Raw genomic sequence first — 24,851 nt, forward strand, 5'->3', positions numbered from 1 at the left:
GAGAACGGAGGCCTGGCGTGTCCAGGATCTTCGCGAGCCTGATCCAGGGGGACTTCAGTGGCGGCGACCACCGCAACTTCGAAGCCGTGATCTGGACCGGTGACCAGCTGCAGCACTGGTTCCGGGACAACAGCGAGGGCCATGAGTGGCGGCCCGGCCAGGTAGTCGTGCCGGCTGGCGCGGCCGGGGCCGGTTGCCTGATCCAGTCCGACTTCGCCGACGGCGACCACGGCAACTTCGAGGTCGTCGTGCCGATGACCAACGGCAACGGAGGGCTCGAGCTCGTCCACTGGTTCCACGTCAACACCGACGTCACCCTCCCCTGGCAACGCGCCGGCACCATCGCCACCAACGTCGCCGGACCCGGCTGCCTCATCCAGTCCGACTTCGCCGACGGCGACCACGGCAACTTCGAAGTCGTCGTCCCCGTCAACAACGGCAACGGAGGGCTCGACCTCGTCCACTTCTTCCACGACAACACCGACGTCACCCTCCCCTGGCAACGCGCCGGCACCATCGCCACCAACGTCGCCGGACCCGGCTGCCTCATCCAGTCCGACTTCGCCGACGGCGACCACGGCAACTTCGAAGTCGTCGTGCCGGTGCCCTGGGGCGACGGGCAGCAGCTCCGGCACTTCTTCCACGACAACACCGACGTCACCCTGCCCTGGCAACGCGGCCAGTTCGTCACCGACTCCGCGAACGGCTGGGCGAGCCTGATCAGCAGCGACTACGGCGAGGACCACCGCAACTTCGAGCTCATCGTGGAGGAGCGCGCGCAGAGCGTCATCGGCTACTTCCACCCCAACGAGGACGTCGGCGCGCCCTGGCTGCGCAACGGCGTGGTGCGGTGGGAGGAGTACCCCGTGAGCATCACGAGCACCCGCCGGATCTGCCAGCTGACCGGCGAGCACGACCGGACCGGCTGGGACGGCGAGGGCGACCCGCCGTTCGCCCACAACCGCACCGAGTCTGCCTACCGGGTCCGGGGCACCGACCTCGGCGTCTCGTTCCCGCACCGCGGCCGCACGTACTTCCTGTTCGGCGACACGCTGCGCAACAACCAGCCCGCGGACTGGGACAACCTCGACCTCGTGGCGTATACCCAGGACACCACCCCCGAGGACGGCCTCGACCTCGCCTTCTTCTGGGAGCCACCGCGGATCAGCGACGGCATCAGCCAGCGTGGTTTCGAGGTCCCGCTGGACGCGGTCAGTGCCGGCGACCACCTGTACGCGTTCTTCTCGACCGACCACCGCAGCTACGGCGGCAGTGAGCTCATGGGCCGCTCGGTGATCACCCGGTGTGACGACGACGGTTTCGCGTTCCGCCTGGTCCGTGAGCTGTCCCGGCACAAGCTCGTCAACGTGTCCGTCCAGCGCGGCCCGCTGGACGCGCGCGCCGCGGACGGCGTGGGGCTCCCCGCGGGCACCGACGTCCTGTGGATCTGGGGCAGCGGGCGCTACCGGTCGAGTGACGTCTACCTCGCCGTCGTGCCGTTCGCCCAGCTCGAACCCGGCCCGTTCGACGTGCGCTACTTCGCAGGGACCCGCACGTCCCCTCGCTGGAGCCGGTCCGAGGACGACGCCACGCCCCTGTTCCACGACGGCTCGGTGGGCGAGCTGTCGGTCCGCTGGCAGCCGGCCCTGCACCGCTACGTCGCGACCTACAACTCGGACAACCTGCGCGGCATCCACCTGCGCAGCGCGCCCGCGCCGTGGGGGCCCTGGACGACGGCACCGGTCATGCTCTTCGATCCATGGGCACTGGACGACGCGGCGGACCCGTGCTCAGGGCGCGGCCTGGGCCGCTTCATGCACCTTCCGTGGACGACCCGGGTGTGCGACCACGTCCAGGACGACATGTTCGGTCACCGGCGCGACGACGAACCCGGCGGTGAGTACGGGCCGTACCAGATCGCCGACCTGACCCGGGCTCGCGGCGGCGGCGCCGACATCTACTTCACGCTGTCGTCCTGGAACCCGTACCAGGCGCACCTGATGACCGCGTTCATCGACCCGGCGGTGCTGGGCTGAGGCCCCACGGCTCGTCGATGGTCAGGGCTCGTCGATGACGTGCACGGCGGCCTCCTCGGCCGACGCGCCGGCACCGTCGATGCCGGCGTCGTAGCCGACCAGGTCCTTCTCGGTGTCCTCGCCGAAGCCCTGGTCGGGGTCGACCAGCCGGCCCGCCCGGCGGTCGCCGACCTCGTCGCCCCCGTCGAAGCCGTCGTCCAGGTCGTCCACGGCGTCCGGGTCGTCACGGTCCGGGGCGACGTCGGCGAGCGGGTCGTCGAACGCGGCGCTCGGGTCCGGCTCCTCCTGCGCGATCCGCTGGTCGAGGCTCTCCCCCTGGCGCGCCTCCTCGAACGTCGTCCCGAAGGACTCGACGCCCCGGGGCTTCTCGGGTGGGCTGTAGCCCTCGTCCAACGGGTCGACCAGCCCGCGATCGTCCAGGCCGTCCTCGGCGCCGGGCTGGTCCTCGTCGTCGACGCTGAACACGCCGCTGCTGTCGATCTCGCTGTCAGGCACGTCTGTCATGACCCGAGCCTGCCACCATCGCGCCCCCGGCGCGCAGGGACCGAAGCCCCTGGACGTCGCGGACGGTCAACCCCAGGGCGTCCAGGTGTTCCAGCAGCGGCACGGCGACCCGGCGCGAGGTCTGCCAGACGTCCCGGACCGCGCCCACCGCGAACCCGGGTTGCAGGGTGCCCAGCAGGTCCGCTGCCCGCTGCCGCGCCAGGGGTGTCAGCACGACCCCATGGCCGCAGTCCACGAGCTGGCCGGCCCGAACGGCTGCGGCGACCTCGCGGCGACCCAGCCCCAGGTCAGCCAGCCGTTCCGCCGACGCCGCCGGCACCGGCTCGCCGGCCCGGTCCAGCTCGGCGACCAGCGCCGTCACCGCCGAGCCCACGTCACCTGGCAGGCGCTGCGGGTCGTCGTCCTCGCGCCGCACCCGTCCACCGGCGATCGTCAGCGGTGGCCGGACCAGCTGGGGCAGCACCTGCACCGACGGCAGGTGCAGCTGCGCGCGCGCCACCTCCAGCGGCAGACCGCGGTCCAGGGGGTGCTGGTCGTCGTGCCGGCCGACCAGGGCGCTCAGCCGCTCGCCGAGCTCGACGCCGTACCCGTCGTGCACCAGCCACTCCCCCGGCTCACCGAACTCCCCGACCTGCCGCGCCGGCAGTCCCATCGCCACCAGGTGCGTTCGCGAGACCACCCGCCGCCGAGCGAGCTCTTGCGCGACGTCCGGCGCCCCGGTGACCGCGGTCAGGTCCGCGGCCCGGGCGCGCGCCGCCCCGCGACGGCTCAGCGCCGGCGGATCGACGTCCAGGACCGTGACGCCGCTGAGGACCAGCCCGCGCCCGGGGTCTCGCAGCAGCCCGACGTCGCCCTGGTGCAGCGGCAGGGCGCGCTCGAGCCTCAGTCGCCACAGGTCGCCGGCCAGGGGGCGCACGTGGGCGGTCACCTGCGCCGATCCCAGGTGGAGCACGGCAGTGGTCGGCGCCCGCTCCGCCATCGTGGGGCACCGGACGTCGATGGTGTCGGTGCGCCAGAACGCTTCCGGCACGGTCAAGGCGTCACCCCGGCGCACCTGGTCGCGGGTGATCCCGCGCAGGTTCACGGCGACCCGGGCGGCGGCCTCGACCGACGCGTGCGACTGCTCGAGGCTCTGCAACCCGCGGACGGTCGCCGTGGTGCCGTCCCCCAGCGCGAGCCGGTCACCCTTGCGCAGCGTGCCGGCGCCGAGGGTGCCGGTGACCACCGTCCCGGCACCCTTGATCGAGAACGAACGGTCCACCCACAGACGCACCGGCGCGGTCCGGTCCGGCGGGGGCAGGCTGCGCACGAGAGCCAGCAACGCCGACCGGACGTCGTCCAGCCCCTGCCCGGTCCGCGCACTCGCTGCCACGACCGTCGCCCCCGCCAACCCGGTGTGCTGCAACCGTTCCCGGACATCCGTGACGACCGGTGCGGGATCGGCGAGGTCGGCGCGCGACACCACCACGAGCCCGTGCCGAACGCCGAACGCCTCGATGGCCTCCACGTGCTCCTGGGTCTGCGGCATCCACCCCGCGTCGGCCGCGACGACGAGGACGACGGCAGGCACCGGGCCGAGCCCGGCCAGCATCGTCGGGACGAACCGCTCGTGGCCGGGCACGTCGACGAACGCCAGCGTCTCGCCGTCCAGCGTCGTCCAGACGAAGCCGAGGTCCAGCGTGAGGCCGCGGCGCTGCTCCTCGGCGTACCGGTCGGGCTCCTGGCCGGTCACGGCGCGGACCAGCGCGGACTTGCCGTGGTCGACGTGTCCTGCGGTGGCCAGCACGTGCATCACCGCGCCAGCCTAGGTGGCGGAGGCGGACGGGAATCGAACCCGCCAGACCGAGGTGCTCGGTCTCGTCGGTGTTGAAGACCGCGGGGACCACCAGGTACCCAGACGCCTCCCCGCGACCGTCGTGCTGGCGGACCGCGGCAGGCCCGAGGCTACCGGGCCACCCGCTCCAACTCCCCCGTGATCATGCACGTTCGCCCTGGCGTCCGGGGCGAACGTGCATGATCACCGCGGGGAGGTGGGGTCAGTGGTCGCTGGAGGTCTTCCAGAGGTTGATGCCCGCCTCGATCGCGTGCCCGTCGATGGCCTCGAGCTCGTCGTCGCTGAAGCCGAGGTTGTCGAGCGCGGCGACGTTGGCCTCGAGCTGGCCGACGCTGCTGGCCCCGACCAGGACCGACGTGACCCGGTCGTCGCGCAGCGCCCAGGCCAGCGCCATCTGGGCCAGCGACTGCCCGCGCGCCGAGGCAATCTCGTTGAGCGCCCGCACGTGCCGGAGCGACTCGTCGGTGAGCAGCTCGGTCGACAGGGACTTGCCCTGGCTGGCCCGCGAACCCTCCGGCACACCGTCCAGGTACTTGTCGGTGAGCATGCCCTGGGCCAACGGGGAGAACGCGATCGCGCCGACGCCCTCGGCCTCCAACGTGTCCAGCAGGCTCTCCTCGACCCAGCGGTTCAGCATCGAGTACGACGGCTGGTGGATCAGCAACGGCGTGCCCATGGCCCGCAGGATCGCGGCCGCCTCGGCGGTCCGCTCCGGGGAGTACGACGAGATACCGGCGTACAGCGCCTTGCCCGACCGCACGGCGTGGTCGAGGGCGCCCATGGTCTCCTCGAGCGGGGTCTCCGGGTCGAACCGGTGGCTGTAGAAGATGTCGACGTAGTCCAGGCCCATCCGGGTCAGCGACTGGTCCAGCGAGGCCAGCAGGTACTTGCGGGAGCCCCACTCGCCGTAGGGCCCGGGCCACATGTCGTAGCCGGCCTTGGACGAGATGACCAGCTCGTCGCGGTAGGGCCGGAAGTCGGTGGCGAAGTGGCGGCCGAAGTTCGTCTCGGCGCCGCCGTAGGGCGGCCCGTAGTTGTTGGCGAGGTCGAAGTGCGTGATGCCCAGGTCGAACGCCCGGCGCAGGGTCGCCTGCTGACGCTCGAACGGGACGTCGTCCCCGAAGTTGTGCCAGAGGCCGAGCGACACGGCGGGCAGCTGCACCCCGCTTCGCCCCGTCCGTCGGTAGGTCATCGAGTCGTAGCGGTCGTCCGCGGCGCGGAAGGGTGCAGGGATCATGGCGCCAGTCTGCACCGGTCCGGCCAGGACGCACGACGGCCCCCCGCAGACTGCGGGGGGCCGTCGTTCAGTCTGACGAGATCAGATGGCGGTGACGTTCTCCGCCTGCGGGCCCTTGGGGCCCTGGGTGATCTCGAACTCGACGCGCTGGTTCTCGTCCAGCGAGCGGTAGCCCTGGCTCTGGATCGCCGAGTAGTGCACGAAGACGTCGGCGCCGCCGCCGTCCTGAGCAATGAAGCCGAAGCCCTTCTCAGCGTTGAACCACTTCACAGAACCCTGTGCCATGCCGTCTCCTCCAGGGGACGTACTGCGACCGACACTGTGCCGGTCTGGTGTGCGGTCATACATCCCCACGTTGGAGCTGTGGCCCTAGCGAGCGGAGCCCGTGAACATCAGCGCCCGGGGCGGATACGCCACCCCCAGCGCCGATCAACGCAAGAAATCTGAACTGCAGCACCGACTATTATGCCATGCAGGGGGCTCAGCGCCAGTGTTGTCACCCGGTCGATTCGCTCGAGAACCAGGTCAGGACAGGACCCGCAACCGGATGGTCTCGGGCATCTGCTCCAGGCGCTCGACGATCTCCGGCGTGTAGTCGGCGTTGACGTCCGTGACCAGGTAGCCGACGTCTCCGCGGGTGCTCAGGTTCTGCGCCTCGACGTTGACCCCGTGCTCGGCGAACAGGGCGTTCACGGTGGCCAGCACCCCCGGCACGTTGCGGTGCATGTGCGCCAGCCGGTGCGACCCGGCCAGGTCGCCGGCCCCGATCGGGGGCATGTTGACCGACAGGGACGTCGAGCCGCCCTGGGCGTAGCCGATCAGCTTGCCCGCGACGAAGCGCCCGATGTCCTGCTGCGCCTCCTGCGTGCTGCCGCCGACGTGCGGGGTGAGGATCACGTTGGGCAGGCCGCGCAGGTCGGAATCGAAGGGGTCCCCCTGGCGCTTCGGCTCGAACGGGAAGACGTCGATCGCCGCGCCGGCGATGTGACCGGACCGGATGTGCTTGCCGAGCGCCTCGGTGTCGACCACGAAGCCGCGGGACATGTTCATGAAGAACGAGCGCGGCCGCATCGTCGCGAACTGCTGCTCGCCGAACATGTCCTGGTTGCCCGGACGTCCGTCGACGTGCAGGGAGATGACCTCGGCGGTCTCGAGCAGCTCGCCGAGGCTGCCGCAGCGGCGGGCGTTCCCCATCGCCAGCCGGTCCTCGGTGTCGTAGAAGAACACCGACATGCCGAGTGCCTCCGCGACCACGGACAGCTGAGAGCCGATGTTGCCGTAGCCGACGATGCCCAGCTTGCGGCCGCGCACCTCGTGCGAGCCCTTGGCCGACTTGTCCCAGATTCCCGCGTGCATGGCGGCGTTCTTCTCGGTCAGCCGGCGGGCGAGCGCGATGATCGCGCCGATGGTCACCTCGACCACGCTGCGGGTGTTCGAGTACGGCGCGTTGAACACGGCGACGCCGTTCCCGGTCGCTGCGGTGAGGTCGATCTGGTTGGTGCCGATGCAGAACGCGCCGACGGCCTGCAGCTGCGGCGCGCCGGCCAGCACCTTCTCGGTCAGGAAGGTCGTCGACCGGATGCCGAGCAGGTCGATGCCGGGCAGGGCGTCGATCAGCTCGTCCTCGTCCAACGCTCCGGAGCGGGTCTCGACCTCGTGGCCGCTGGCTCGCAGCAGCTCGGCCGCGTCGGTGTGGATGTTCTCGAGCAGCAGTGCGCGCACGCCGTCTCTCCTGGAGCGTCGTCGGAGGTGGTACCTCAGGGTACGAGGACTGCCCGCAGGACGAGACGCCGGTCCACCTCGTGGACGCCCGTCGCCCTAGGCTGGGCCGGGTGAGCGAGGCAGACCAGCCGCCCAGCCGGCCCTCCGTCGTCCAGGACCCGGACGACCCGCTCGGCTACACGATGCTGGTCTCGGGGGTGCCGAGCAGCTACGTGCACCTCGGCGACCCCACCCGGCTGGAGTTCGAGTACGTGCGGTGGGCGGGCGACGTCATCGACGTCATGGCCGCCGAGGGCGAGCCCGTGCACACGGTTCACGTCGGAGGGGCAGGCTGCACCCTGGCCCGGTACGTCGCGGCGACCCGGCCGCGCTCCCGACAGATCGTGCTGGACGACGACCCCGCGGTGATCGAGCTGGCCCGGCAGACGTTCGGTTACAGCCGGCGCAGCGGCTTCCGGCTCCGCGAGGGCGACGGTCTCGAGGGACTGCGTCCGCTCGAGTCCGGGCACTTCGACCTGGTCATCCGCGACGCGTTCGCCGGCGACACGACTCCCGCGCACCTGACGACCACGGAGTTCGTCGGCCAGGCCGCGCGCGTGCTGAGCGCGGACGGCCTGTACGTGGCCAACATCGCCGACCGTCCCGGGCTCGGGCTGGTCCGGCGCGAGGTCGCGACCGCCTTGACGCTGTTCTCGCAGGTGGCGCTCGTCGGCGAGACCCAGCACCTGCGCGGCCGGCGGTACGGGAACGTGCTCCTGCTGGCCTCGCGGCGGCGGCTGCCCATCGCCGACCTGACCCGCCGGGTGGTCAGCGGTCCGGTACCGGCCCGCGTCGTGCCGCCCTCCGACGTCCGGCAGCTGGCGTCCGGCGCCGACCCGATCACCCCGCCCTAGGCAGTGGCCCGCGGGGGTAGCGCCACCGGCGCCACCGGCACGACCTGCCGGCGCAGCTCGGCGCGGCGCAAGCCTTCGGCGAAGAGGCTCATGTCGAACCACGTCGGGAAGGCGCGGGCCAGCCGGCTCGGGCCGATCAGGCGGGCGTGGCCGTCCGCGACGAGCTCGCGGAACGGCACCCGCCCGTTCAGCCACCGGTGCATCTGGGCCGTGTCGGCCTGGACGGCCAGGTCCACGTCGTGGCCCTGGTCCTCGCGGCAGACGGTGGCGCCGCTCGAGTCCACCGCGAGCCAGCCCTCGGCCGCGCCGGGCCCGGTCAGGGCGAAGTGGACGACGGTGCGCGTCGCCGGGAGCTTGGCCGGGATCGCGTGCTGGTGCAGCCGCCAGATCACGGACAGACCGTCGCAGTCCTCGTCGGTGGGGTCGCCGAACACCCACTCCGCCGCCCAGTGCCCCATCGCCCAGACGATCGGGGTCAGCCCCTCACCCGCCTCGGTGAGGACGTACCGCCCGGGCCGGCCCCGCGTCGAGACCTCGCGGCGCACGAGTCCCTGCCGCGCCAGCTGCCGTAGCCGCTGGGTGAGCAAGGTCCGGCTGATCCGCGGGATGCCGCGGTGGATCTCGTTGAACCCGGTGGCGCCGACCATGAGCTCCCGGATGACCAGCGGTGTCCACCGGTCACCGAGGACGTCGACACCCATCGCGATGGGGCAGTAGTCGGAGTAGCTCGTCCTCATGGCCTCCATGGTCGCCCGGCCACCGAGCGCTGGGTAGTGCATTTTCTGTACTGCTTGGCAGGCGTCGGCCGGGGCGCGCAGCACCGGATATGCGGTGCTTCAGGCGGTTTCGATCGCACGACGCGGGCCGACGGCGGCGGTACGGCATCGCCACTCGTCGGGGCTACCCGGTGCGACGGACGCTACGTGCGACGGACGGGCACCGGAGCCGTCCGCACCACGACGAGAGGTCTGTCATGCACTCCGCACTCACCGCCCCGTACGCCGCCGAGGTCGTCGCCAGCCGCCTGATCGAGGCGCAGCGACGTCACCACGACACCGGACGGCGCCCCCGCCGTCGGTGGATCCGACGCGGGCTCCCCCGGTGACCGCCGCACTGCAGCTGTTCGGTGCGACGGCCATCGGGGTCGGCCTGCTCGGGACGTACCTGGCCGCACAGCGACGCCTGGGCTGGCTGGTGTGCATCGCCTCGACGGTGATGTGGCGGCCGGCGCTCACCCAGGGGCGGCAGTGGGCGGCCGTCGCCAACTGCGGCCTGTCGATCGCGATCTGCCTGCGCAACTACCGCGCGACCAGTGGCCGGGACGCGCCGGCTCAGGCTCCGGGGTCCTCTTGACCGCCGGGGGCCTCGGCCTTGAGGTAGCGCTCCACCTCGGCGGCCAGCTCGTCCGCGGACGGCAGCTTCGCGTCGTCGGTCGCCAGCAGGCTGCGGCGCTCCTGACCGCCCACGTAGGCGTCGTACTGCTGCTCCAGAGCGGTGACCACGCGGGCGACCTCGTCCGAGCCGGCGACCTGCTCGGCAATGGCCTCGCGGGTCTGCTCGGCGGCACTGAGCAGGTCCGAGCGCGGGACCACGAGTCCGGCGTAGTCGCTGAGCGAGTCGAGCAGCACAGCGGCCGCATCGGGGTACGGGGTGTCGGACAGGTAGTGCGGCACCTGGACGACGAAGCCCAGTGCCGGGTGCCCGGCCTCGCCCAGCCGCAGCTCGAGGAGCGCGGCGGCCGAGCCCGGGATCTGCACGGTGCCCGGCCAGCTCTGGCCCTGCGGCACCAGGTCGGCGCGGTTGGCGTGCCCGATGACGCCGAGCGGACGGGTGTGCGGGACTGGCATCCCGATCGCGTGCAGGCCCACCGTGGAGGACACGTCGAAGTGCTCGATGAGCTCGGTCACCGCGGCGGCGAAGCGTTCCCACTGGGTGTCCGGCTCCGGTCCGCGCAGGAGCAGGAAGACCTGCCCGTCCCGGTCCCGCACGGCGTACAGCACCAGCTCGGGGCGCTCGAACGAGGCGTAGTGGTCGTGGTCGTACACCATGGCGGGGCGCCGCGACCGGTAGTCGACCAGCTGGTCCGCGTCGAAGGTGGCGACCGGCTCGTGCGGCAGGGAGCCGAGCAGGTGGTCCGCGACGAGGCGTGGGGCCGAGCCGGCGTCCACGAACCCGTTCAGCGCGTGCACCAGCACCGGGCCCGGGCCGGGCACGAGGTCCGGCGAGGGGTCGGCGAGCGTGTACAGGCTACGAGGGTCGAGCACGTGGTCCTCCGTCAGCGGCGACGTCGAAGGTGACCGGGTGGTCGCGGGTGCCGCCTGCCGTGGTCAACGCCGACGGCGGCCAGAACCATCCCTGCCGTCAGGCCGGGCGGCAGTCCTCGTCGCGCGACGTCACGGGCAGCGGGCGACCGGCGTGGTCGAGCCGGAGGCGACGGGGGTTGGCGACGCTCTGGCTGGTCCGGGGACGCTCGCCACCAGACGCGGCGACGATGGTGGTGTCCTGGCTCACGAGTGCCTCCCAGCGGTTTTCTGTTGAAGACTTGACCATTCTGGCAGACGCGGAGACTGCCTCCGCATCCGGGGCCCTCCCCGACCCTGTGGACAACGTCGGCGGCGACCCGCGCACCTTCTCTACGGTCGGTGACATGAGGACCCCACGATGAACGGTGCCAGCTTCAGCGTCGTGCCCGCCGTGCTCGAGGCGGAGGCATCGCGGCTCGAGGCCGCCGCGCACGCCGTCCGCGACCTGCGTGAGCACCCCGGCGTGCTCCGCGGGCGCGCCCTGGACAGCGGCGACGACGAGCTCGCTGCCGCACTGGTGGGTTTCGCCTCGGCCTGGCAGGACGGGCTGGACCGGGTGGCGTCGCAGGCCACCCGGTGGGCGCTGGTGATGCGTACGGCGCGCGACACCTACCTGCGAACCGAGCACGCGGTCGCGTCCATGTCCTGGACGGGCCGATGAGCGGGCCGGCCCGATGAGCGGGGCGCCGACCCTGGCCGAGGCTCCGCCGCGGGCGTTCCCCGGTGCCTCCTGCGGGGCGGACGTCGTCCCCGGGCGGGTGTCGAGGGTGCTGGACGTCGCGACCGAGCTGGAGCAGGTCTGCGACGGCCTGCTGCGGCTGTCCGCGTTGATGCAGCGGATCGCCGTCCCCGGCTGGCAGGGCCGGGCTGCGCGCTGGTGCCAGCACGCGATCTCGTTCGACTCGCGCCCGGTGGGTCGAGCCGGGTCCGTGATGGCCCAGGCCGCCGACCACCTCCGCCAGCACGCCGCCGTCCTGGCCCGGGCGCAGCAGGTCGCGCAGGACGCGGTGACCGCCGACCTGCAGGCCGCGCGGGTGACCGCCGACTGGGCGCGCGCGGGCGCCGCCGGCCGCGACCCGATGGCGGACACCCGGATGATGCTGACGGAACAGGTCGACCGCGCCCGGACCCAGGTCCGCGCCAGCGGGGCCGATGCGGCGGCCGCGCTCAGGTCGGCCCGTGACCTCGCTCCACAGCACTCGACGCTCCAGCGTCAGCTCAGCCGCGCGCTGGACTCCGCCGAGGACATCGACGTCGGACTGGTCAAGGGAACCGCCGACCTCCTGGCGCCTCTGCTGCTCACCTCCGTGCAGCAGACGGTGAACCCCACCGGCTACCGGGGTGACGATGCGGCCCAGGCGCTCCGGGGAGCCGCGACTCATCCGGGCAGGACCACCCGCGCGCTGCTCGACCTCGACACCTGGGACGAGAGCAAGACGGTGTGGGGCGCGAGCCTGGTCCCGGCCACGCTCGTCACCGTGGCGACTGCCGGCACCGGGTCGGCGGCTCGGCTGTCCACGTTCGCGGCGCGGGTGCACTCGATGGCGCCGGGCGCCGAAGGACTCGCACTGCGCACGGCGATCCGCGAGCAACGGCTGTACGGCCGCGAAGGGCTGAGGGTGCGGGACCTGACGCCGTACGCGAGCGAGCCCAGCCGGATCGGCACGGTGACCCGGCTGGCACCGCTGGACCACGCGGTGGCGAAGGCGGTCGCCCGAGACGCTGCGCACGCCGAGCCGGGCGTGACGCCACGGATCGAGCGGGTGGCCGACCGCCTGGGCGGCACCCGGGAGTACCCCGACACCGTGCTCAAGGGCGGGGCGTCGCTGAACCGGAAGCTCGCCGGTGACCTGGCCGGGGCCAGCGGGCGCCCGGCCCCGGTGGCCGGGCGGGTCAACGACGCCGTGCGGTACACGATCGTGTACCCCGACGACGTCTACGTCGCCCGATCGGTGCAGACCGTCGAACAGCTGCGGCACGAGGGGTTTCAGGTCGTCGAAGCCAAGTCGTTCTGGGGCAAGGAGCGCTACCAGGGGCTCAACATCACGGTGCGCGACCCGGTCAGCGGCCGGCTGCTGGAGGTGCAGACGCACACCGCGGACAGCTTCCGCGCCGGCGGCGAGACGCACGCCGACTACGACCTCTACCGGGACGTCGGTATCGACCCCGAGCGCAAGGCAGCGCTCGAGCGGGTGATCGGCGACCGCTACCGGCTGGTGCCACCCCCGCCGGGCATCGGTGACCTGCCGGCTGCACTCGCCCGGCTCGGCCAGGACGCACCGGCCACCTCGACCGCACCCGGACTGCTCAGCCACGACCCGCGCGCGGTCGCGCAGAACGCGGCGGCGACGCTCGGCGCCACCGGGGCGACGCGGGCGAGCGCGACACCCGCCGACGAACCGTGACCCGGTCCCCCAGCGGCGGGACCCGCGGGCGGGCCACGAGCCTCCCGCTCTGACAGGATCATCCGGGTCGAGTCGAGCGAGGGAGCGGACGAATGGGTGCACTGGACGGACGCGTGGCACTGGTCACCGGGGCGGCACGAGGTATCGGCGCCGCAACGGCACGTCGACTGGCGGCGGACGGCGCGAAGGTCGCCCTGCTGGACCTCGACGAGTCGGCTGCAGCCGCCACCGCCAAGGACATTGCGTCGGAGGTCTCCGCGGACGCGATCGGGGTCGGTGCGGACGTGCGGGACCCCGAGGCGGTCCAGCGCGCGGTCGACACGGTCGTCGAGCGACTGGGGGGTCTGCACATCCTGGTCAACAACGCCGGCGTGACCAGGGACAACCTGCTGTTCAAGCTCAGCGAGGAGGACTGGGACACCGTCATCGGCGTGCACCTGAAGGGCGCGTACCTGATGAGCAAGGCCGCTCAGCAGCACTTCGTGGCGCAGAAGCACGGCCGGATCGTGAACCTGTCGAGCGTCTCGGCGCTGGGCAACCGGGGTCAGGCCAACTACTCGGCGGCGAAGATGGGCCTGCAGGGGTTCACCCGCACCCTCGCGATCGAGCTCGGCCCGTTCGGGGTGACGGTGAACGCGGTGGCACCCGGCTTCGTGGTCACCGAGATGACCGATGCGACTGCGGCCCGGTTGGGCATCACCCCGGACCAGCTGCGGGAGGTGAGCGCGCAGGCGGCGCCGGTGCGGCGGGTGGGGTACCCCGATGACATCGCGAACGCCATCGCGTTCTTCGCCAGTGACGCCGCGTCGTTCGTCACCGGGCAGACGCTGTACGTCGACGGAGGCGCCAAGCTCTGACCTACGGACGCAGGGTCTCGTCCCGGGTGAGGCCCTGCTGGCGCAGCGACTCCACGATCCCGTGGCCGTTGGACGCCTGCACCCAGGGCACGTCGGCTGTCGTCGCGGAGACGCGCTGACCCACCCGGGGTGTCGGCGTCCCGTGCGTGAGGACCTGCTCGGTGAGGCCGAGCTGGCGGATGGCGACCAGGCGGATGTGGTCGGGCCGCGCCCAGGCGAGCTCCTCGTACAGGGCGGGGTCGTGCTGGCCGTCGTCGCCGACCAGCACCCAACGCATCTGTGGGAACTCGTCGACGAGCCGGCGCAGGGTCCGGCGCTTGTGGTCCTGCCCGGACCGGAACCAGCCGTCGGGGGTCGGACCCCAGTCGGTCAGCAGCAGCGGTCCGTCCGGGAACCCGCGCCGCCGCAGGAAGCGTTGCAGCGCAGGGGCCAGGTTCCAGGCACCGGTCGAGACGTAGACCACGAAGGCTCCGGGGTGGTGCCGGGTGAGGGTGCGGTACAGCTCGGCCATCCCGGGGACCGGCCGCCGCGACTCCTCGTGCCGGACGAAGGTGTTCCAGAAGGCCAGGAACGGTCGCGGCAGCGCGGTCACCAGGACCGTGTCGTCGATGTCGCTGATGATCCCGAGCCGCTCGTCCGTCCCGACGATGCGGATGGGCGCCTCCGCCACACCTGCTCCGCTGATCCGCATCTCGGCCGTGGTCCAGCCCGGTTCGAGCGCGACCTCGACCACGACGTCGATGTACCCGCCGCGGCCGGACTCGACGACCTGCCGCCGTCCGCCGACGTCCACGACGACCGGCACCCCGCCCAGCTTGGCGCTGACGAAGTGCCGCCAACCGCGGACCGCCACGTCGCTGCGCTGGCCCACCCCGGGCGGGGACAGGAGCACCCGGCCGAGCACGCGGGCGTTGGACGGCGTGCCGTAGCCGACGTAGGGGATGACCCGGGGACGCCAGCCGCGACGGAACAGGAGCCGGGCGAGAGCCCGCTCGAACGCGTCCTCGGTGCGGGCCGCACGGTGCATCTGCTCGTCCGCTGGCGTGCTCACGGCCCCACTCTAGAAGGGTCGCCGGGCGCGCACCGGGGAAGGACGGCCCGTACGGTGAGGCGGTGAGCGAGCGACTCGAGCTGGACGTGGCGGACCTGGACCGGTGGGCCACCTACCCGTGGCTGACGGCGGTGGTGGTCCCCCGGCCGATCGCCTGGGTGTCCACCCGGTCGGCCGCCGGGGTGACCAACCTGGCGCCGCACTCCTTCTTCACGGTCGCGTCCGCGGAACCACCGGTGGTCTCGTTCACGTCGGTACGCACCAAGGACTCGCTCACCAACATCCGTGAGACCGGGGAGTTCGTCGTGAACTTCGCCCCGCGGACCCTGGCCGAGCAGGTCAACCGGACCGGCACGGACTTCCCGCCGGACGTCGACGAGCTGGCGGCCGCCGGCCTCACCGCCGAGTCGAGCCGGTTGGTTCGACCCGTCCGGGTGGCCGAGTCGCCCGTGTCGCTGGAGTGCGTCTTGGCCGGCGAGCACTCGTTCCGCGACGAGCGGGACCACGGCAGCACCGTCGTGTTCGGGCGCGTCGTGCACCTGTCCGTGTCGCGTGAGGTGCTGGCCGCGGACGGCCTGCCCGACGTGCGCGCGCTGCACCCGGCCAGCCGGCTCGGTCGTGACCAGTGGGGAGCCCTGGGTGAGGTCTTCGAGCTGGCCCGCGAGCCGTACCACGAACCGGCCGAGAGGTGACCCGTGCTCAAGCCGACGGCCCGCCGTGCCGACAACTCAGCATGAGTTCTGCACTGCGCCATGCCCTGCGCGTTGGCCTGCGCCCTGGCCTGCTGCTGCTCGCCCTCGTCGGCGTGCTGGCGGGGCTGCAGTCCGCCACCACCACCGCGACGGCGACCGCGACGGCGTCGTCCTCGGCCGCCACGTCGGCCGCGGCTCCCAGCGCGCTGCACCCCTACAGCGACCCGACGGTGTTCCCGCTGCGCAAGCCGGCCTCGGTGTCCTGCGTGCTGTCGAACTGCCCTGGGCCGTACCACGGCCACTGGGCCATCGACTTCGGCGGCACCAAGGGTGACCCCGTGCACGCGGCCGGCGCCGGCGTGTTCCACGTCGGCGCGATCGACCGGTCCTGCCCGGACGCGGGCGTGACGGCCGGCACCTGGGCCTGGGTGGACCACGGTGCCGCCGGAGTCACGCGGTACAACCACCTGGACTCGATCGTGGCGAAGGACGGTGCGCTCGTCACCCCCGACACCGTGATCGGCACCATGGGGAACTGGGGCAACACCAAGCCCTGCCGGGTCAGCTACCTGCACCTGGAGTTCCGCGCGGAGCGGCTCAGCGGACCGTTCCGACCGATCCCGTCGATGAACGCCTGCCTGTCGGGCGTGCCGGTCGCCTTCCCGTCCGAGTTCGGGTACTCGTCCTGGAACTCCATCCCGGTGGACCAGGTCCACACACCAGCGGTGACCAGTGACTGCCTGGCGCCGGCGGCGACCCCGAACCGGCCCACGCTGAGTGCGCAGCGGGGTTCCCGGTCAGTGCTGGTGGTCCCCTCGGCGCGCCCGGCGGGGGTCGGGCTCGTGCGGATCAAGGCGGAGATGTACCACCCGAGCCTGCACGCGTACACGCTGCTCAAGTACCGGGACCTGCCGCCCACCCAGCGCGCGACGACGTTCGGTGGCCTGCTGGACGGGCGGACCTACCGGTTCAGCGCGGCGTACCACAACGCCTCGGGATGGAGTGCCTGGTCGACGACGCACTCCGCCATTCCCGCTTCGGTGCCGACCACCCCGCGGTACCGCGGTCTGTCGGCATCGAGCACCACGGTGAGCCACCTCTGGTACCGCAGCACCAGCCTGGGCACCTCGGCCGCCACCTACCAGGCAGCTCGGCGCTGCACGGTCGGCGGCACGTTGCGCCCGTGGTCGTACGCGACCGTGCCGACGCCTGCCATCAGCTACCAGTGGCGCAACCTGCCCCGCGGCACCGTCTGCCAGGTCACCGTGCGCGCGCACAACCCGGTCGGGTGGAGCGGCTGGTCCCCCCGGCACTCGATCCGCACCAAGCGCTGAACCGGACCGCGGGAACGCCGACGCCGGACGACGCGGTGCGTCGTCCGGCGTCGGGTCGTGCCGAGCCTCGGTGCTGAGGCCCGTCAGGCGATCTTGAGGAGCGCGAGCTCGTCGTCGTACTCGGCGGCCAGTCGCTGGATCAGGGCGGTGTCGTCGTCGGCCACAGCCTGGTTGACCCGCTCGATGAACGTGATCTCGAGGGCAGTCTTGGTGCTGGACATGGGATCGTCCCCTTCTGGTGGGGCCCCGTCGTCGCCGGACATCGTCGTCGTGATCAGCGCCTCGTGCGCTACGGCAGGACTGGTGGCCCACGACCCAGCGTACGGGCCGTCACCACGGCGGGGCGTGGAAGACAACGGTGTCAGACGGTGAGTCGCCTCACACGCTCAGATTCCTTGCCAGTCGGGCTTTCCGTCCCAGACCTGCTCGTAGTACCCGCGCAGGGTGAGCAGGCCGGCCGCCTCCGGGTCGAGCAGCACTGTGACGTGCGGGTGCAGCTGCAGCACGGACGCCGGGCAGGAGGCGCTCACCGGACCCTCCACCATCGCTGCGACGGCGGCTGCCTTGGCCGCCCCCGAAGCCAGCAGCACCAGGTGCCGAGCCTCGCTGATGGTGCCCAGGCCCTGGGTGATCACGTGGTGCGGCACGTCGTCGACGCGGTCGAAGAACCTGGCGTTGTCCTGCCGGGTCTGCGCGGTCAAGGTCTTCACCCGCGTGCGCGAGGCGAGCGAGGAACCGGGCTCGTTGAACGCCAGGTGCCCGTCGGTGCCGATCCCGAGCAGCTGCAGGTCCACTCCCCCGGCGGCGGCGATGGCCTGCTCGTACTGCCCGCACGCGGCCGGGACGTCGTCCGTGTCACCGTTGGGCCCGTGCACGGCCCCGTCCGCGAAGTCGACCCGGCCCACCAGCTCGCGGTCGATGACCTGGCGGTAGGCCTCGGGGTGCCCCGCCGGCAGCCCGACGTACTCGTCGAGCGTGAACGCGCGCGCCGCGGCGAACGACACCTGGCCCGCCTGGTGCGCGTCCACCAGCGCGTCGTACACGGGCAGCGGACTCGACCCGGTGGCCAGGCCGAGCACCGCAGAAGGCTTGCGGCGCAACAGGTCCGTGATCGCCGCGGCGGCGAGCCCGGCCCGGGCGGCCGTTGTCGGCAGGATGACGACCTCCACGGTCAGACCACCTCCACGCCGTCGGTCAGGACTCGGCCGACCTCCAGTGCGTCGTCCAGCACGACGAGGTCCGCAGGGTCGCCGGGCCGCAGCCGACCCAGCTCAACTCCTCGCTGCTCGCAGCCCAGCAGGCGCGCCGGTCCGGTGGTCGCGGCCCGGATCGCGGTGAGCTCGTCGGCGCCGACCCGGACGGCCTCGCGGATCGACCCAGCCAACGTCGTGATGCTGCCGGCGATCACCCCGTCCGCGTCCCGGGCCACTCCCGCCCGCACGGTCACGGTGCGTCCGCCCAGCTCGTAGTCCCCGTCACCCTGACCCGCTGCGGCCATCGCGTCGGTCACCAGGATCCAGCCACCGCAGGCGGCTGCCAGTGCCACCCGCAACGTCTCGTCGGCCAGGTGCACGCCGTCGCAGATCAGCTGGACGACGACGTCCGGGCGGCTCAGCGCAGCACCGGCCAGGCCGGGCTCACGGGCGGCCAACGGGGCCATCGCGTTGAAGAGGTGGGTCACGGTGCGGGCGCCGGCGTCGAACGCCGCGTGGGCGTCGGCCGCACTGCAGGCGCTGTGCCCCAACGAGACCAGCAGACCGTGCGCGGCCGCCCAGCGGACCACGTCGACGGCATCCGGCAGGTCGGGCGCGAGGGTGAGCCCCACCACCGCGGACTCCCCCACCAGGGCACGCAGCTCGTCCACCGCGGGCGCGCGGAGGTGCTCGGGCGCGTGCACCCCGGCCCGCTGCGGTGAGAGGAACGGCCCCTCGAGAGCGGCGCCGAGCAGTCGTGCCGTCGCCGGAGCGTCCGGCCGCTGCCTCGGGGTCGCGGCCTCGCCCCGGGCCCGGACGTCCACGTGCCGCAGGGCCGCGGCAGTGCGCTCCGGTGCGGCCGTGACGAGGTTCGCCACGAACGCGGTGACGCCGTCGCGAGCCAGCGCCTGAGCGGCGCGCGCCCAGCCGTCCTCGTCGGCGTCCAGCAGGTCCACGCCGCCGTACCCGTTGACCTGCAGGTCGACCAACCCGGGAACCGCGGTGCCGGTGGCCGCCGGCGGCAGACCGACGGCAGTCACCCGGCCGTCCGTCACCTCGACGTCACCGGGCACCAGGACGTCGTCCACGACGGCGCGCGCGACGCCCAGCCGGCGGGCGCCGCTCACGACACCTCCTGGGCCGTCGTCTCCGACACGGCGACCGACGAGGCGGCGACCGCGGAACCGGCGACGGGGGGCGAGACCAGGCTCTCGCGGGCCAGCACCGCCGCCCCGACCGCAGCCACCGGCGACTGCGTGGGCAGCAGCGACACCCGCTCCGACAGGCGCATCGCGGCGAGCAGGGGCGACTGCTTCTCGGCGGCCACGAGCTCGCGGCGCACGGCCGCCAGCAACGGCTGACCCACCTCGGTCACCCCACCGGCCAGCAGCACGCTCTCGACGTCCCAGGCCAGGACGAGCAACCGGACCGCGGCGGCGACACCACCACCAAATGTCCGGACCGCCTCGACGGCCTGCGCGTTCCCGGCGGCCGCTGCCGACCACACCGACCCGCCGCTGGCCGCGGGTGTGCCGGTGGCACGCCAGGCCGCGGACAGCGCAGAGCCCGACGCCACCGTCTCGAGGCAGCCGCGCTGCCCGCAGGAGCACCAGGCGCCGGCCGGGTCCACCGGGATGTGCCCGATCTCCCCCGCCGCCCCCCGCGACCCGCGGTGCAGCTGGCCGTCCACCACGATGCCGGCCGCGAGGCCGGTGCCGATGCTGAGCACGGCCAGGTCGGCGTGCGCCGAGCCGGCCAGCCGGTGCGCGCCGACCGCAACCGCGTTCACGTCGTTCTCGACGGCCACGGGTACGGCCAGCCGGTGCTCCAGCGCCGCGGCGAGGTGCACCGGGTCGGCGCCGAGGTCGAGGTTGACCGCGTGCGAGACCGAGCCGTTGGTCGGGTGCACCAGGCCCGGGATGCCGACGCCGACGCCGCGCAGCTGGGACGGCGCGGTGCCGGCCATGGCAGCGGCCTGGCGCACCGCCTCGACGGCGGTCGTGACGACGCCCTCGGCGCCGCGCCGGGTGGGCAGCCGGACCTGCCCGACCACCCGGTTCGCGGCGTCCACGACCACCGCGAGCGCCTTGGATCCCCCGATGTCGACCCCGGCGTAGAGGTCTGCGGTCACGGAGCGACCCCCGCGAGCAGCTCGTCGAGCGCAGCCGAGCTGGCCGCGCTCGCACCCCAGGTGCGCAACCGGCCCTGCTCGCTGGGGTCCTGCGCCGGCCAGCCCATCTCGACCACGACGGCGTCCGGTCGGCGGCGCAGGACCTGCTCGATGACCTGCTCGGCCCAGGCGTGCCGGTGCCCGTCGCGGACCAGGACCACGACCGGCTCGGGGCCGAGGTCGTGCCACGGCTCGTCGCCGCGGACGACGTCGCGGACCGGCGTCCCGCCCAGGACCAGGCCCGCGGCGGGTAGCCCCCAGGGGGCGTGCCCGACCGCCTCGTTCGTGCCGGTGACCAAGCGCAGGACCTGCGCACCGCGCAGCGAGCGGTCGAGCCCCAGCGCGCCGTCGACGGCCTCGAGGGCCGCCCGCCGGCTCGCCTCGGGCTGCGGAGCGGAAGTCGACGCCGCCCGCAGCGCGGCCACCTGCTCGACCGCCCGGTCCACCCGCCCGGCCGCCTCGACGAGCCGCTCGCGGGGCAGGTCACCCGCGTCCACGGCAGCGACGATCGCGTCCTGCACGTCCTGGACCCGCTCGTCGGTGAAGGACGAGCCGAGGCAGAGCAGGTCGACGCCGGCCTTCAGCGCGAGCACCGCGGCAGCGGGGATGCCCCGACCACCGCTCGCGCCGACCATGTCGAGCGCATCGCTGACCAGCAACCCGTCGAAGCCGAGCTCGTCGCGGAGCAGCCGGGTCGCGGCGGCGCTGAACGTCGCGGGGACGTCTGGCTCGACGGCCGGCAGCACGACGTGCGAGGTCATCACGGCCAGCGCACCGGCCCGGATGCCGCTGGCGAACGGGGCGAGCTCGCGGGCGCGCAGGACCGACATGGGCTGGTCGACCGTGGGCAGCGCCAGGTGCGAGTCGGCGGTGGTGTCGCCGTGCCCGGGGAAGTGCTTCAGGCAGGCCCCCGACCCGGCGCTCTGCACGCCCTCGACCCAGGCTGCGACGTGCCGTCCGACCAGGACGGGGTCCGCGCCGAAGCTGCGCACGCCGATGACCGGGTTGTCCGGGGTCGAGTTCACGTCGGCGACAGGACCGAGGTCGAGGTCGACGCCGTGCTCGAGCAGCTGCGTGCCGACGTCCGCGGCCACCGCGCGGGTGAGGTCGACGTCGTCCACCCGGCCGAGCACGGCGTGCCCGGCGTGCGGGCTGCCCTCGAGGTAGTAGAGCCGGGTGACGTCGCCGCCCTCCTCGTCCAGCGAGGTGATCGCGCGCGGGTTCGCCTCGTGCACCGCGCGGTTCAGCGCGGCGATCTGCGGGCGGTCCACGATGTTGGTGCCGTACAGGCAGATCCCACCGAGGCCCTGCTCGAGCCGCCGCCGCGCCCAGCCGGGCAGCGTCGGACCGTCGAACGAGGCCAGCAGGACCCGGGCCGCGATCCCTCTCACGTCGTCCACGTCAGCCCTTCACCGCGCCGGAGACCAGCCCCGAGGCCATCCGTCCCTGGACGAACAGGAAGAACACGATGACCGGGATCGTCATCAGCGTCGAGCCGGCCATGATCGCCCCCCAGTCGGTGCCGCTGTTGACCTGGCGGAAGGAGCGCAGCCACACCGGCAGCGTGAGGTGGTCCGGGCGGTTCATCAGCACCAGGGCCAGGACGAACTCGTTCCACGCCTGGATGAACGCGAACACGCCCGTCGCGACGAGGCCCGGCCCGATCAGCGGCAGCGTGATGGAACGGAACGAGCGCAGCCGCGAGCAGCCGTCGATCATGGCGGCCTCCTCCAGCTCGACCGGGATGCCTGCCACGAAGCCTCGCAGGGTCCAGATGGTGAAGGGAAGGACCGCCGCCACGTAGACGGCGGACAGGCCAAGCACCGTGTTCGTCAGGTGCCAGCCGTCGAGCAGGCGGAAGAGCGAGATGATCATCGCCTCGCCGGGCAGCATCTGGATGGCGATGATCAGGAAGATGAAGCCACGCCGGCCGAGGAACGTGAACCGGGTGATGGCCAGCGCGGCGAGCAGTCCGATCACCAGGGCCACGGCCACCGCGACGGTCGTCACCGACAGGCTCACCCGCAGGGCGTCCAGGAACGGGAACTGGGTGTCGCGCTTGAGCACCGTGCGGAAGTTGTCCAGCGTCGGCGAGATCGGGGCGAACGTCGGGTCGACGCTGCGGATCTTGCGGTTGGGCAGCAGGGCCGTGCTGACCATCCAGTACACCGGGAAGACCGAGACGACGAAGACCACGAGACCGGCCACCGTGAACAGCACCCGCTGCACACGCTTGCGGGTCCGGCCCCGACCAGCGGCCACCGAGCGCTGCGAGGCGCGGGCGACACCCTCCAGCGGGCTCGCCGGGAAGTCGAGCGCGGCACTCATGACACGTCCTCCTGGATGACCTGTCGCACGTAGACGAACGAGACGGCCAGCATGATGACCACGAGGATCACGGCGATGGCGCTGCCGGTGTCGAACCGGCCCTGCGCGACACCGAGCTGGTAGATGTACACGCCGATCGTGCTGGTCTTGGCCGTGATGCCGCCGGCGTCCTGCAGGGCGAAGATCTGGGTGAAGACCCGTAGGTCCCAGATCACCGACAGCATCGTCAGCAGCATGATGACGGGGCGCAGCAGCGGGTAGGTGATGAGCCGGAAGCGCTGGAACGCCGAGGCGCCGTCTAGCTCAGCGGCCTCGATCAGCTCCTCGGGCACCTGGGTCAGACCCGCGTAGAGCGTGAAGGCCACGAACGGGATCGACTGCCAGGTGATGACCACCGTGGCCACGAAGAAGAAGGAGATGGGCTGGATCAGCCACGAGTGGCCGAGCATGTTCATCCCGGCGGCGCTGAGCAGCCAGTTCAGGACGCCGTACTGGGTGTCGAACATCCAGCCCCAGATGACGATCGCCGTCAGGGCGGGCATGGCCCAGGCCAGCAGCAGACCGACCGTGACGGTGAGCCGCATGAACTTGCCGAGCTTGGTGAGCAGCAGGGCGACCAGCATGCCCAGTGCCATCGTGATCGCCACGTTGACCACGCAGAACACGGCGCTGCGGGCCAGGACCGTCCAGAAGGTGGGGTCCGTCAGCACCGCGCGGTAGTTGGCGAGCCCCACGAACTCCGGTGGGGCGCCGAACACCTGCGCCCGTCCGTACTTTTGCGTCGACATCACCAGCAGCCGCACCAGCGGGTAGCCGGTGAGGACGACCAGCAGGACGAAGGTCGGCGCGAGGAACAGGTAGGGCAAGGGTGAACGGCGCTTGATGCGAGCTGCGACGGCGCCGCTCACCCTTGCCTCCCTGGTGCGATGGATGGTGTCTCCTCGGTCGGAGCCCATCATCGCGAAGGGCTCGTGCTGTTCAGGTCGTGCTGTTCAGGTGGAGCTGCCGGACGACGGTCAGCGGTTCAGCGCCGCCGTGATCTTGGCGTCCGCCGCGGTCGCCAGCTGCTGCACGTCGCCACCCTTGGCGATCTGGACGAACAGGTCCTCGAGGATCTTGTCGGACTCGACGTTCGCCCAGCCCGGAGCGGCCGGGGTGCTCTTGGTGTTGCTGGCGGCCTGGCCGATGGCCTTGGCGACGTCGTCCGTGCCCAGGGCGGGGAACAGCGACTTCTTGGCCGGGATCAGGCCGGCCTTGGCCATCTCGGTCTGGTAGCCGTCGCTCAGCAGCACCTTCATCAGGCCGTAGGCCAGGTCCTGGTGCTTGGACTTCGCGGCGATCGCGATGTTCGAGCCACCGAGGAAGACCGGAGCGGTCTGACCGGCACTGGCACCCGGGAGCGCGAAGACGCCCAGGTTCGCCTCGGCCTTGGGGCAGCCGGCCTTCGGGTCCAGGATCGAGCCCTTGACCCAGCCCGGCGCGGACAGCATGCCGATCTGGTTGGCGCAGTAAGGAACCTGCGGGTCCGTCTCGTTGCCGTCCTTGGCCGCACCGGACGCGTTCGCCATGACCTGCTGGACCTGCTTGAGGCCGGCCACGGACTCCGGCGTGGACAGGGAGCCCTGCCACTTGCCGTCCTTCTGCACGGCGAGGTCGCCGCCCGCGGACCAGATGTAGGGCAGCGCGTTGCGCCAGTCCTGACCCGGGAAGTAGATGCCCGAGAACGGCTTCTTCGTGCTCTGGGCCTTGAGCTTGGTGCCGGCCGCGATGTAGTCGTTCAGCGTGGTGGGCACCTCGAGGCCGGCCTTCTTCAGCAGGTCCTTGCGGTAGAACACCAGGCGCGAGCCGGCGTAGTAGGGCGCGGCGTAGAGCTTGCCGTCGTAGCTGCCCGCGTCGACGAAGCCCGAGAGCAGGTCGTCGCCGCCGAGCTCGGCCTTCTTGTCACTGATGTCCTTGAAGGCGCCGGCCGACGTGAACGCGACCGCCTGGGTGTTGCCGACCTCGACGACGTCCGGGCTGTCGCTGCCCGACAGCGAGGTGGTCAGCTTGTCGACGAGACCGTCCCAGACCTGCTGCTCGATGACGAGCTCGGCCTTGGGGTTCTCCTTCTCGAACGTGGCCTTGGCGTAGTCCCGAGCCGCCTGGGGCGTGTCGGTACCGACGAGCCAGAGCCGGACCTTCGTCTTGCCTCCCGCGGTGGCCGCGTCGTCGGACGAGTCCGTCGAGCTGCCACAGGCGGTCAGGGCCACCGCCGCAGCCAGAACGACTGCGGCAGACCGGATGTGCTTCACG

The 24,851-nt window shown here is 72.3% G+C and carries 25 protein-coding genes and 1 tRNA gene; 8 read left to right on the plus strand and 18 right to left on the minus strand.

Translation table 11 applies throughout. The features are described from left to right. Window positions 1-17 precede the first annotated feature (17 nt). Window positions 18-2,036, plus strand: a complete 2,019-nt coding sequence (locus tag ABEB17_RS12695; protein ID WP_345717056.1) for a DUF4185 domain-containing protein — start codon at window positions 18-20, stop codon at window positions 2,034-2,036. A 21-nt stretch (window positions 2,037-2,057) separates the two neighbouring features. Here ABEB17_RS12695 and ABEB17_RS12700 read toward each other — a convergent pair whose 3' ends face one another. The 6 genes from ABEB17_RS12700 to serA form a co-directional block, all read right to left on the minus strand. Next, window positions 2,058-2,540 (minus strand): DUF5709 domain-containing protein, encoded by a 483-nt coding sequence (locus tag ABEB17_RS12700; RefSeq protein WP_345717057.1) that lies wholly within the window; start codon window positions 2,538-2,540, stop codon window positions 2,058-2,060. Then, window positions 2,524-4,332 (minus strand): selenocysteine-specific translation elongation factor, encoded by a 1,809-nt coding sequence (gene selB, locus ABEB17_RS12705; protein WP_345717350.1) that lies wholly within the window; start codon window positions 4,330-4,332, stop codon window positions 2,524-2,526. The genes ABEB17_RS12700 and selB overlap by 17 nt, the downstream gene beginning before the upstream one ends. 17 nt (window positions 4,333-4,349) lie before the next feature. Further along, window positions 4,350-4,445 (minus strand) — tRNA-Sec (locus ABEB17_RS12710). A gap of 131 nt (window positions 4,446-4,576) precedes the next feature. Beyond that, window positions 4,577-5,611, minus strand: a complete 1,035-nt coding sequence (mgrA, locus tag ABEB17_RS12715) for an L-glyceraldehyde 3-phosphate reductase (protein WP_345717058.1) — start codon at window positions 5,609-5,611, stop codon at window positions 4,577-4,579. Between the two features lie 81 nt (window positions 5,612-5,692). Continuing rightward, window positions 5,693-5,896, minus strand: a complete 204-nt coding sequence (locus ABEB17_RS12720; RefSeq protein WP_345717059.1) for a cold-shock protein — start codon at window positions 5,894-5,896, stop codon at window positions 5,693-5,695. Window positions 5,897-6,136: 240 nt separating this feature from the next. Continuing rightward, window positions 6,137-7,333 (minus strand): phosphoglycerate dehydrogenase, encoded by a 1,197-nt coding sequence (gene serA / locus ABEB17_RS12725; protein ID WP_345717060.1) that lies wholly within the window; start codon window positions 7,331-7,333, stop codon window positions 6,137-6,139. A gap of 110 nt (window positions 7,334-7,443) precedes the next feature. On the opposite strand from serA, the gene ABEB17_RS12730 reads away from it, so the two are divergent. After that, a complete protein-coding gene (locus ABEB17_RS12730; RefSeq protein WP_345717061.1) occupies window positions 7,444-8,226 on the plus strand; it encodes a spermidine synthase in 783 nt (260 codons plus the stop codon). On the opposite strand, the gene ABEB17_RS12735 is transcribed toward ABEB17_RS12730, so the two are convergent. After that, on the minus strand, window positions 8,223-8,963 hold the full coding sequence (locus ABEB17_RS12735) for a winged helix-turn-helix transcriptional regulator (RefSeq protein WP_345717062.1): 741 nt from the start codon (window positions 8,961-8,963) through the stop codon (window positions 8,223-8,225). The two genes, ABEB17_RS12730 and ABEB17_RS12735, sit on opposite strands and share 4 nt — an antisense overlap. Before the next feature lie 364 nt (window positions 8,964-9,327). Between ABEB17_RS12735 and ABEB17_RS12740 the strand changes: the two genes are divergently transcribed. Beyond that, complete coding sequence (locus ABEB17_RS12740) at window positions 9,328-9,579, plus strand: hypothetical protein (RefSeq protein WP_345717063.1); 252 nt, start codon at window positions 9,328-9,330, stop codon at window positions 9,577-9,579. Here the strand turns inward: ABEB17_RS12740 and ABEB17_RS12745 are convergent. After that, complete coding sequence (locus ABEB17_RS12745) at window positions 9,558-10,490, minus strand: proteasome assembly chaperone family protein (RefSeq protein ID WP_345717064.1); 933 nt, start codon at window positions 10,488-10,490, stop codon at window positions 9,558-9,560. The genes ABEB17_RS12740 and ABEB17_RS12745 overlap by 22 nt on opposite strands. Window positions 10,491-10,587: 97 nt before the next feature. Continuing rightward, window positions 10,588-10,737, minus strand: coding sequence for a hypothetical protein (locus tag ABEB17_RS12750; RefSeq protein ID WP_345717065.1), 150 nt, complete (start codon window positions 10,735-10,737; stop codon window positions 10,588-10,590). A gap of 150 nt (window positions 10,738-10,887) precedes the next feature. On the opposite strand from ABEB17_RS12750, the gene ABEB17_RS12755 reads away from it, so the two are divergent. The 3 genes from ABEB17_RS12755 to fabG all read left to right on the plus strand — a co-directional run bounded on the left by ABEB17_RS12755 (window position 10,888) and on the right by fabG (window position 13,791). Beyond that, on the plus strand, window positions 10,888-11,190 hold the full coding sequence (locus tag ABEB17_RS12755; protein ID WP_345717066.1) for a hypothetical protein: 303 nt from the start codon (window positions 10,888-10,890) through the stop codon (window positions 11,188-11,190). Window positions 11,191-11,203: 13 nt separating this feature from the next. Next, window positions 11,204-12,934 (plus strand): putative T7SS-secreted protein, encoded by a 1,731-nt coding sequence (locus ABEB17_RS12760; protein ID WP_345717067.1) that lies wholly within the window; start codon window positions 11,204-11,206, stop codon window positions 12,932-12,934. Window positions 12,935-13,026: 92 nt separating this feature from the next. Next, window positions 13,027-13,791 carry a 3-oxoacyl-ACP reductase FabG gene (gene fabG, locus ABEB17_RS12765; RefSeq protein WP_345717068.1) on the plus strand — a complete coding sequence of 255 codons (765 nt, stop codon included), beginning with the start codon at window positions 13,027-13,029 and terminating at the stop codon, window positions 13,789-13,791. A gap of 1 nt (window position 13,792) precedes the next feature. On the opposite strand, the gene ABEB17_RS12770 is transcribed toward fabG, so the two are convergent. Next, on the minus strand, window positions 13,793-14,842 hold the full coding sequence (locus tag ABEB17_RS12770; protein WP_345717069.1) for an App1 family protein phosphatidate phosphatase: 1,050 nt from the start codon (window positions 14,840-14,842) through the stop codon (window positions 13,793-13,795). A gap of 62 nt (window positions 14,843-14,904) precedes the next feature. On the opposite strand from ABEB17_RS12770, the gene ABEB17_RS12775 reads away from it, so the two are divergent. Then, window positions 14,905-15,534 carry a flavin reductase family protein gene (locus ABEB17_RS12775; RefSeq protein ID WP_345717070.1) on the plus strand — a complete coding sequence of 210 codons (630 nt, stop codon included), beginning with the start codon at window positions 14,905-14,907 and terminating at the stop codon, window positions 15,532-15,534. A 41-nt stretch (window positions 15,535-15,575) separates the two neighbouring features. Then, window positions 15,576-16,868, plus strand: a complete 1,293-nt coding sequence (locus ABEB17_RS12780; RefSeq protein ID WP_345717071.1) for a peptidoglycan DD-metalloendopeptidase family protein — start codon at window positions 15,576-15,578, stop codon at window positions 16,866-16,868. 83 nt (window positions 16,869-16,951) lie between these two features. Here the strand turns inward: ABEB17_RS12780 and ABEB17_RS12785 are convergent, their stop codons facing one another. From ABEB17_RS12785 to ABEB17_RS12820, 8 genes are all read right to left on the minus strand, one after another. Beyond that, complete coding sequence (locus ABEB17_RS12785) at window positions 16,952-17,089, minus strand: hypothetical protein (RefSeq protein WP_345717072.1); 138 nt, start codon at window positions 17,087-17,089, stop codon at window positions 16,952-16,954. 165 nt (window positions 17,090-17,254) lie between these two features. Then, entirely contained in the window at window positions 17,255-18,037 is a 783-nt protein-coding gene (gene nagB, locus ABEB17_RS12790; protein WP_345717073.1) for a glucosamine-6-phosphate deaminase, read from the minus strand. Window positions 18,038-18,039: 2 nt separating this feature from the next. Next, complete coding sequence (locus ABEB17_RS12795; protein WP_345717074.1) at window positions 18,040-19,188, minus strand: N-acetylglucosamine-6-phosphate deacetylase; 1,149 nt, start codon at window positions 19,186-19,188, stop codon at window positions 18,040-18,042. Continuing rightward, window positions 19,185-20,192 carry an ROK family protein gene (locus ABEB17_RS12800; protein ID WP_345717075.1) on the minus strand — a complete coding sequence of 336 codons (1,008 nt, stop codon included), beginning with the start codon at window positions 20,190-20,192 and terminating at the stop codon, window positions 19,185-19,187. The genes ABEB17_RS12795 and ABEB17_RS12800 overlap by 4 nt, the downstream gene beginning before the upstream one ends. Beyond that, window positions 20,189-21,631 carry a glycoside hydrolase family 3 protein gene (locus ABEB17_RS12805; RefSeq protein ID WP_345717076.1) on the minus strand — a complete coding sequence of 481 codons (1,443 nt, stop codon included), beginning with the start codon at window positions 21,629-21,631 and terminating at the stop codon, window positions 20,189-20,191. Before ABEB17_RS12805 ends, ABEB17_RS12800 begins: the two co-directional genes overlap by 4 nt. 1 nt (window position 21,632) lies before the next feature. Continuing rightward, the gene (locus ABEB17_RS12810; protein WP_345717077.1) at window positions 21,633-22,559 is read right to left on the minus strand and encodes a carbohydrate ABC transporter permease; all 927 of its coding nucleotides are present in this window, start codon (window positions 22,557-22,559) and stop codon (window positions 21,633-21,635) included. Further along, window positions 22,556-23,467: a carbohydrate ABC transporter permease gene (locus ABEB17_RS12815; RefSeq protein WP_345717078.1), complete on the minus strand. Its 912-nt coding sequence runs from the start codon at window positions 23,465-23,467 to the stop codon at window positions 22,556-22,558. Before ABEB17_RS12815 ends, ABEB17_RS12810 begins: the two co-directional genes overlap by 4 nt. 108 nt (window positions 23,468-23,575) lie before the next feature. Continuing rightward, complete coding sequence (locus tag ABEB17_RS12820) at window positions 23,576-24,850, minus strand: extracellular solute-binding protein (RefSeq protein ID WP_345717079.1); 1,275 nt, start codon at window positions 24,848-24,850, stop codon at window positions 23,576-23,578. Window position 24,851 lies beyond the last annotated feature (1 nt).

Source organism: Angustibacter luteus (assembly GCF_039541115.1).
Lineage (GTDB): Bacteria > Actinomycetota > Actinomycetes > Actinomycetales > Angustibacteraceae > Angustibacter > Angustibacter luteus.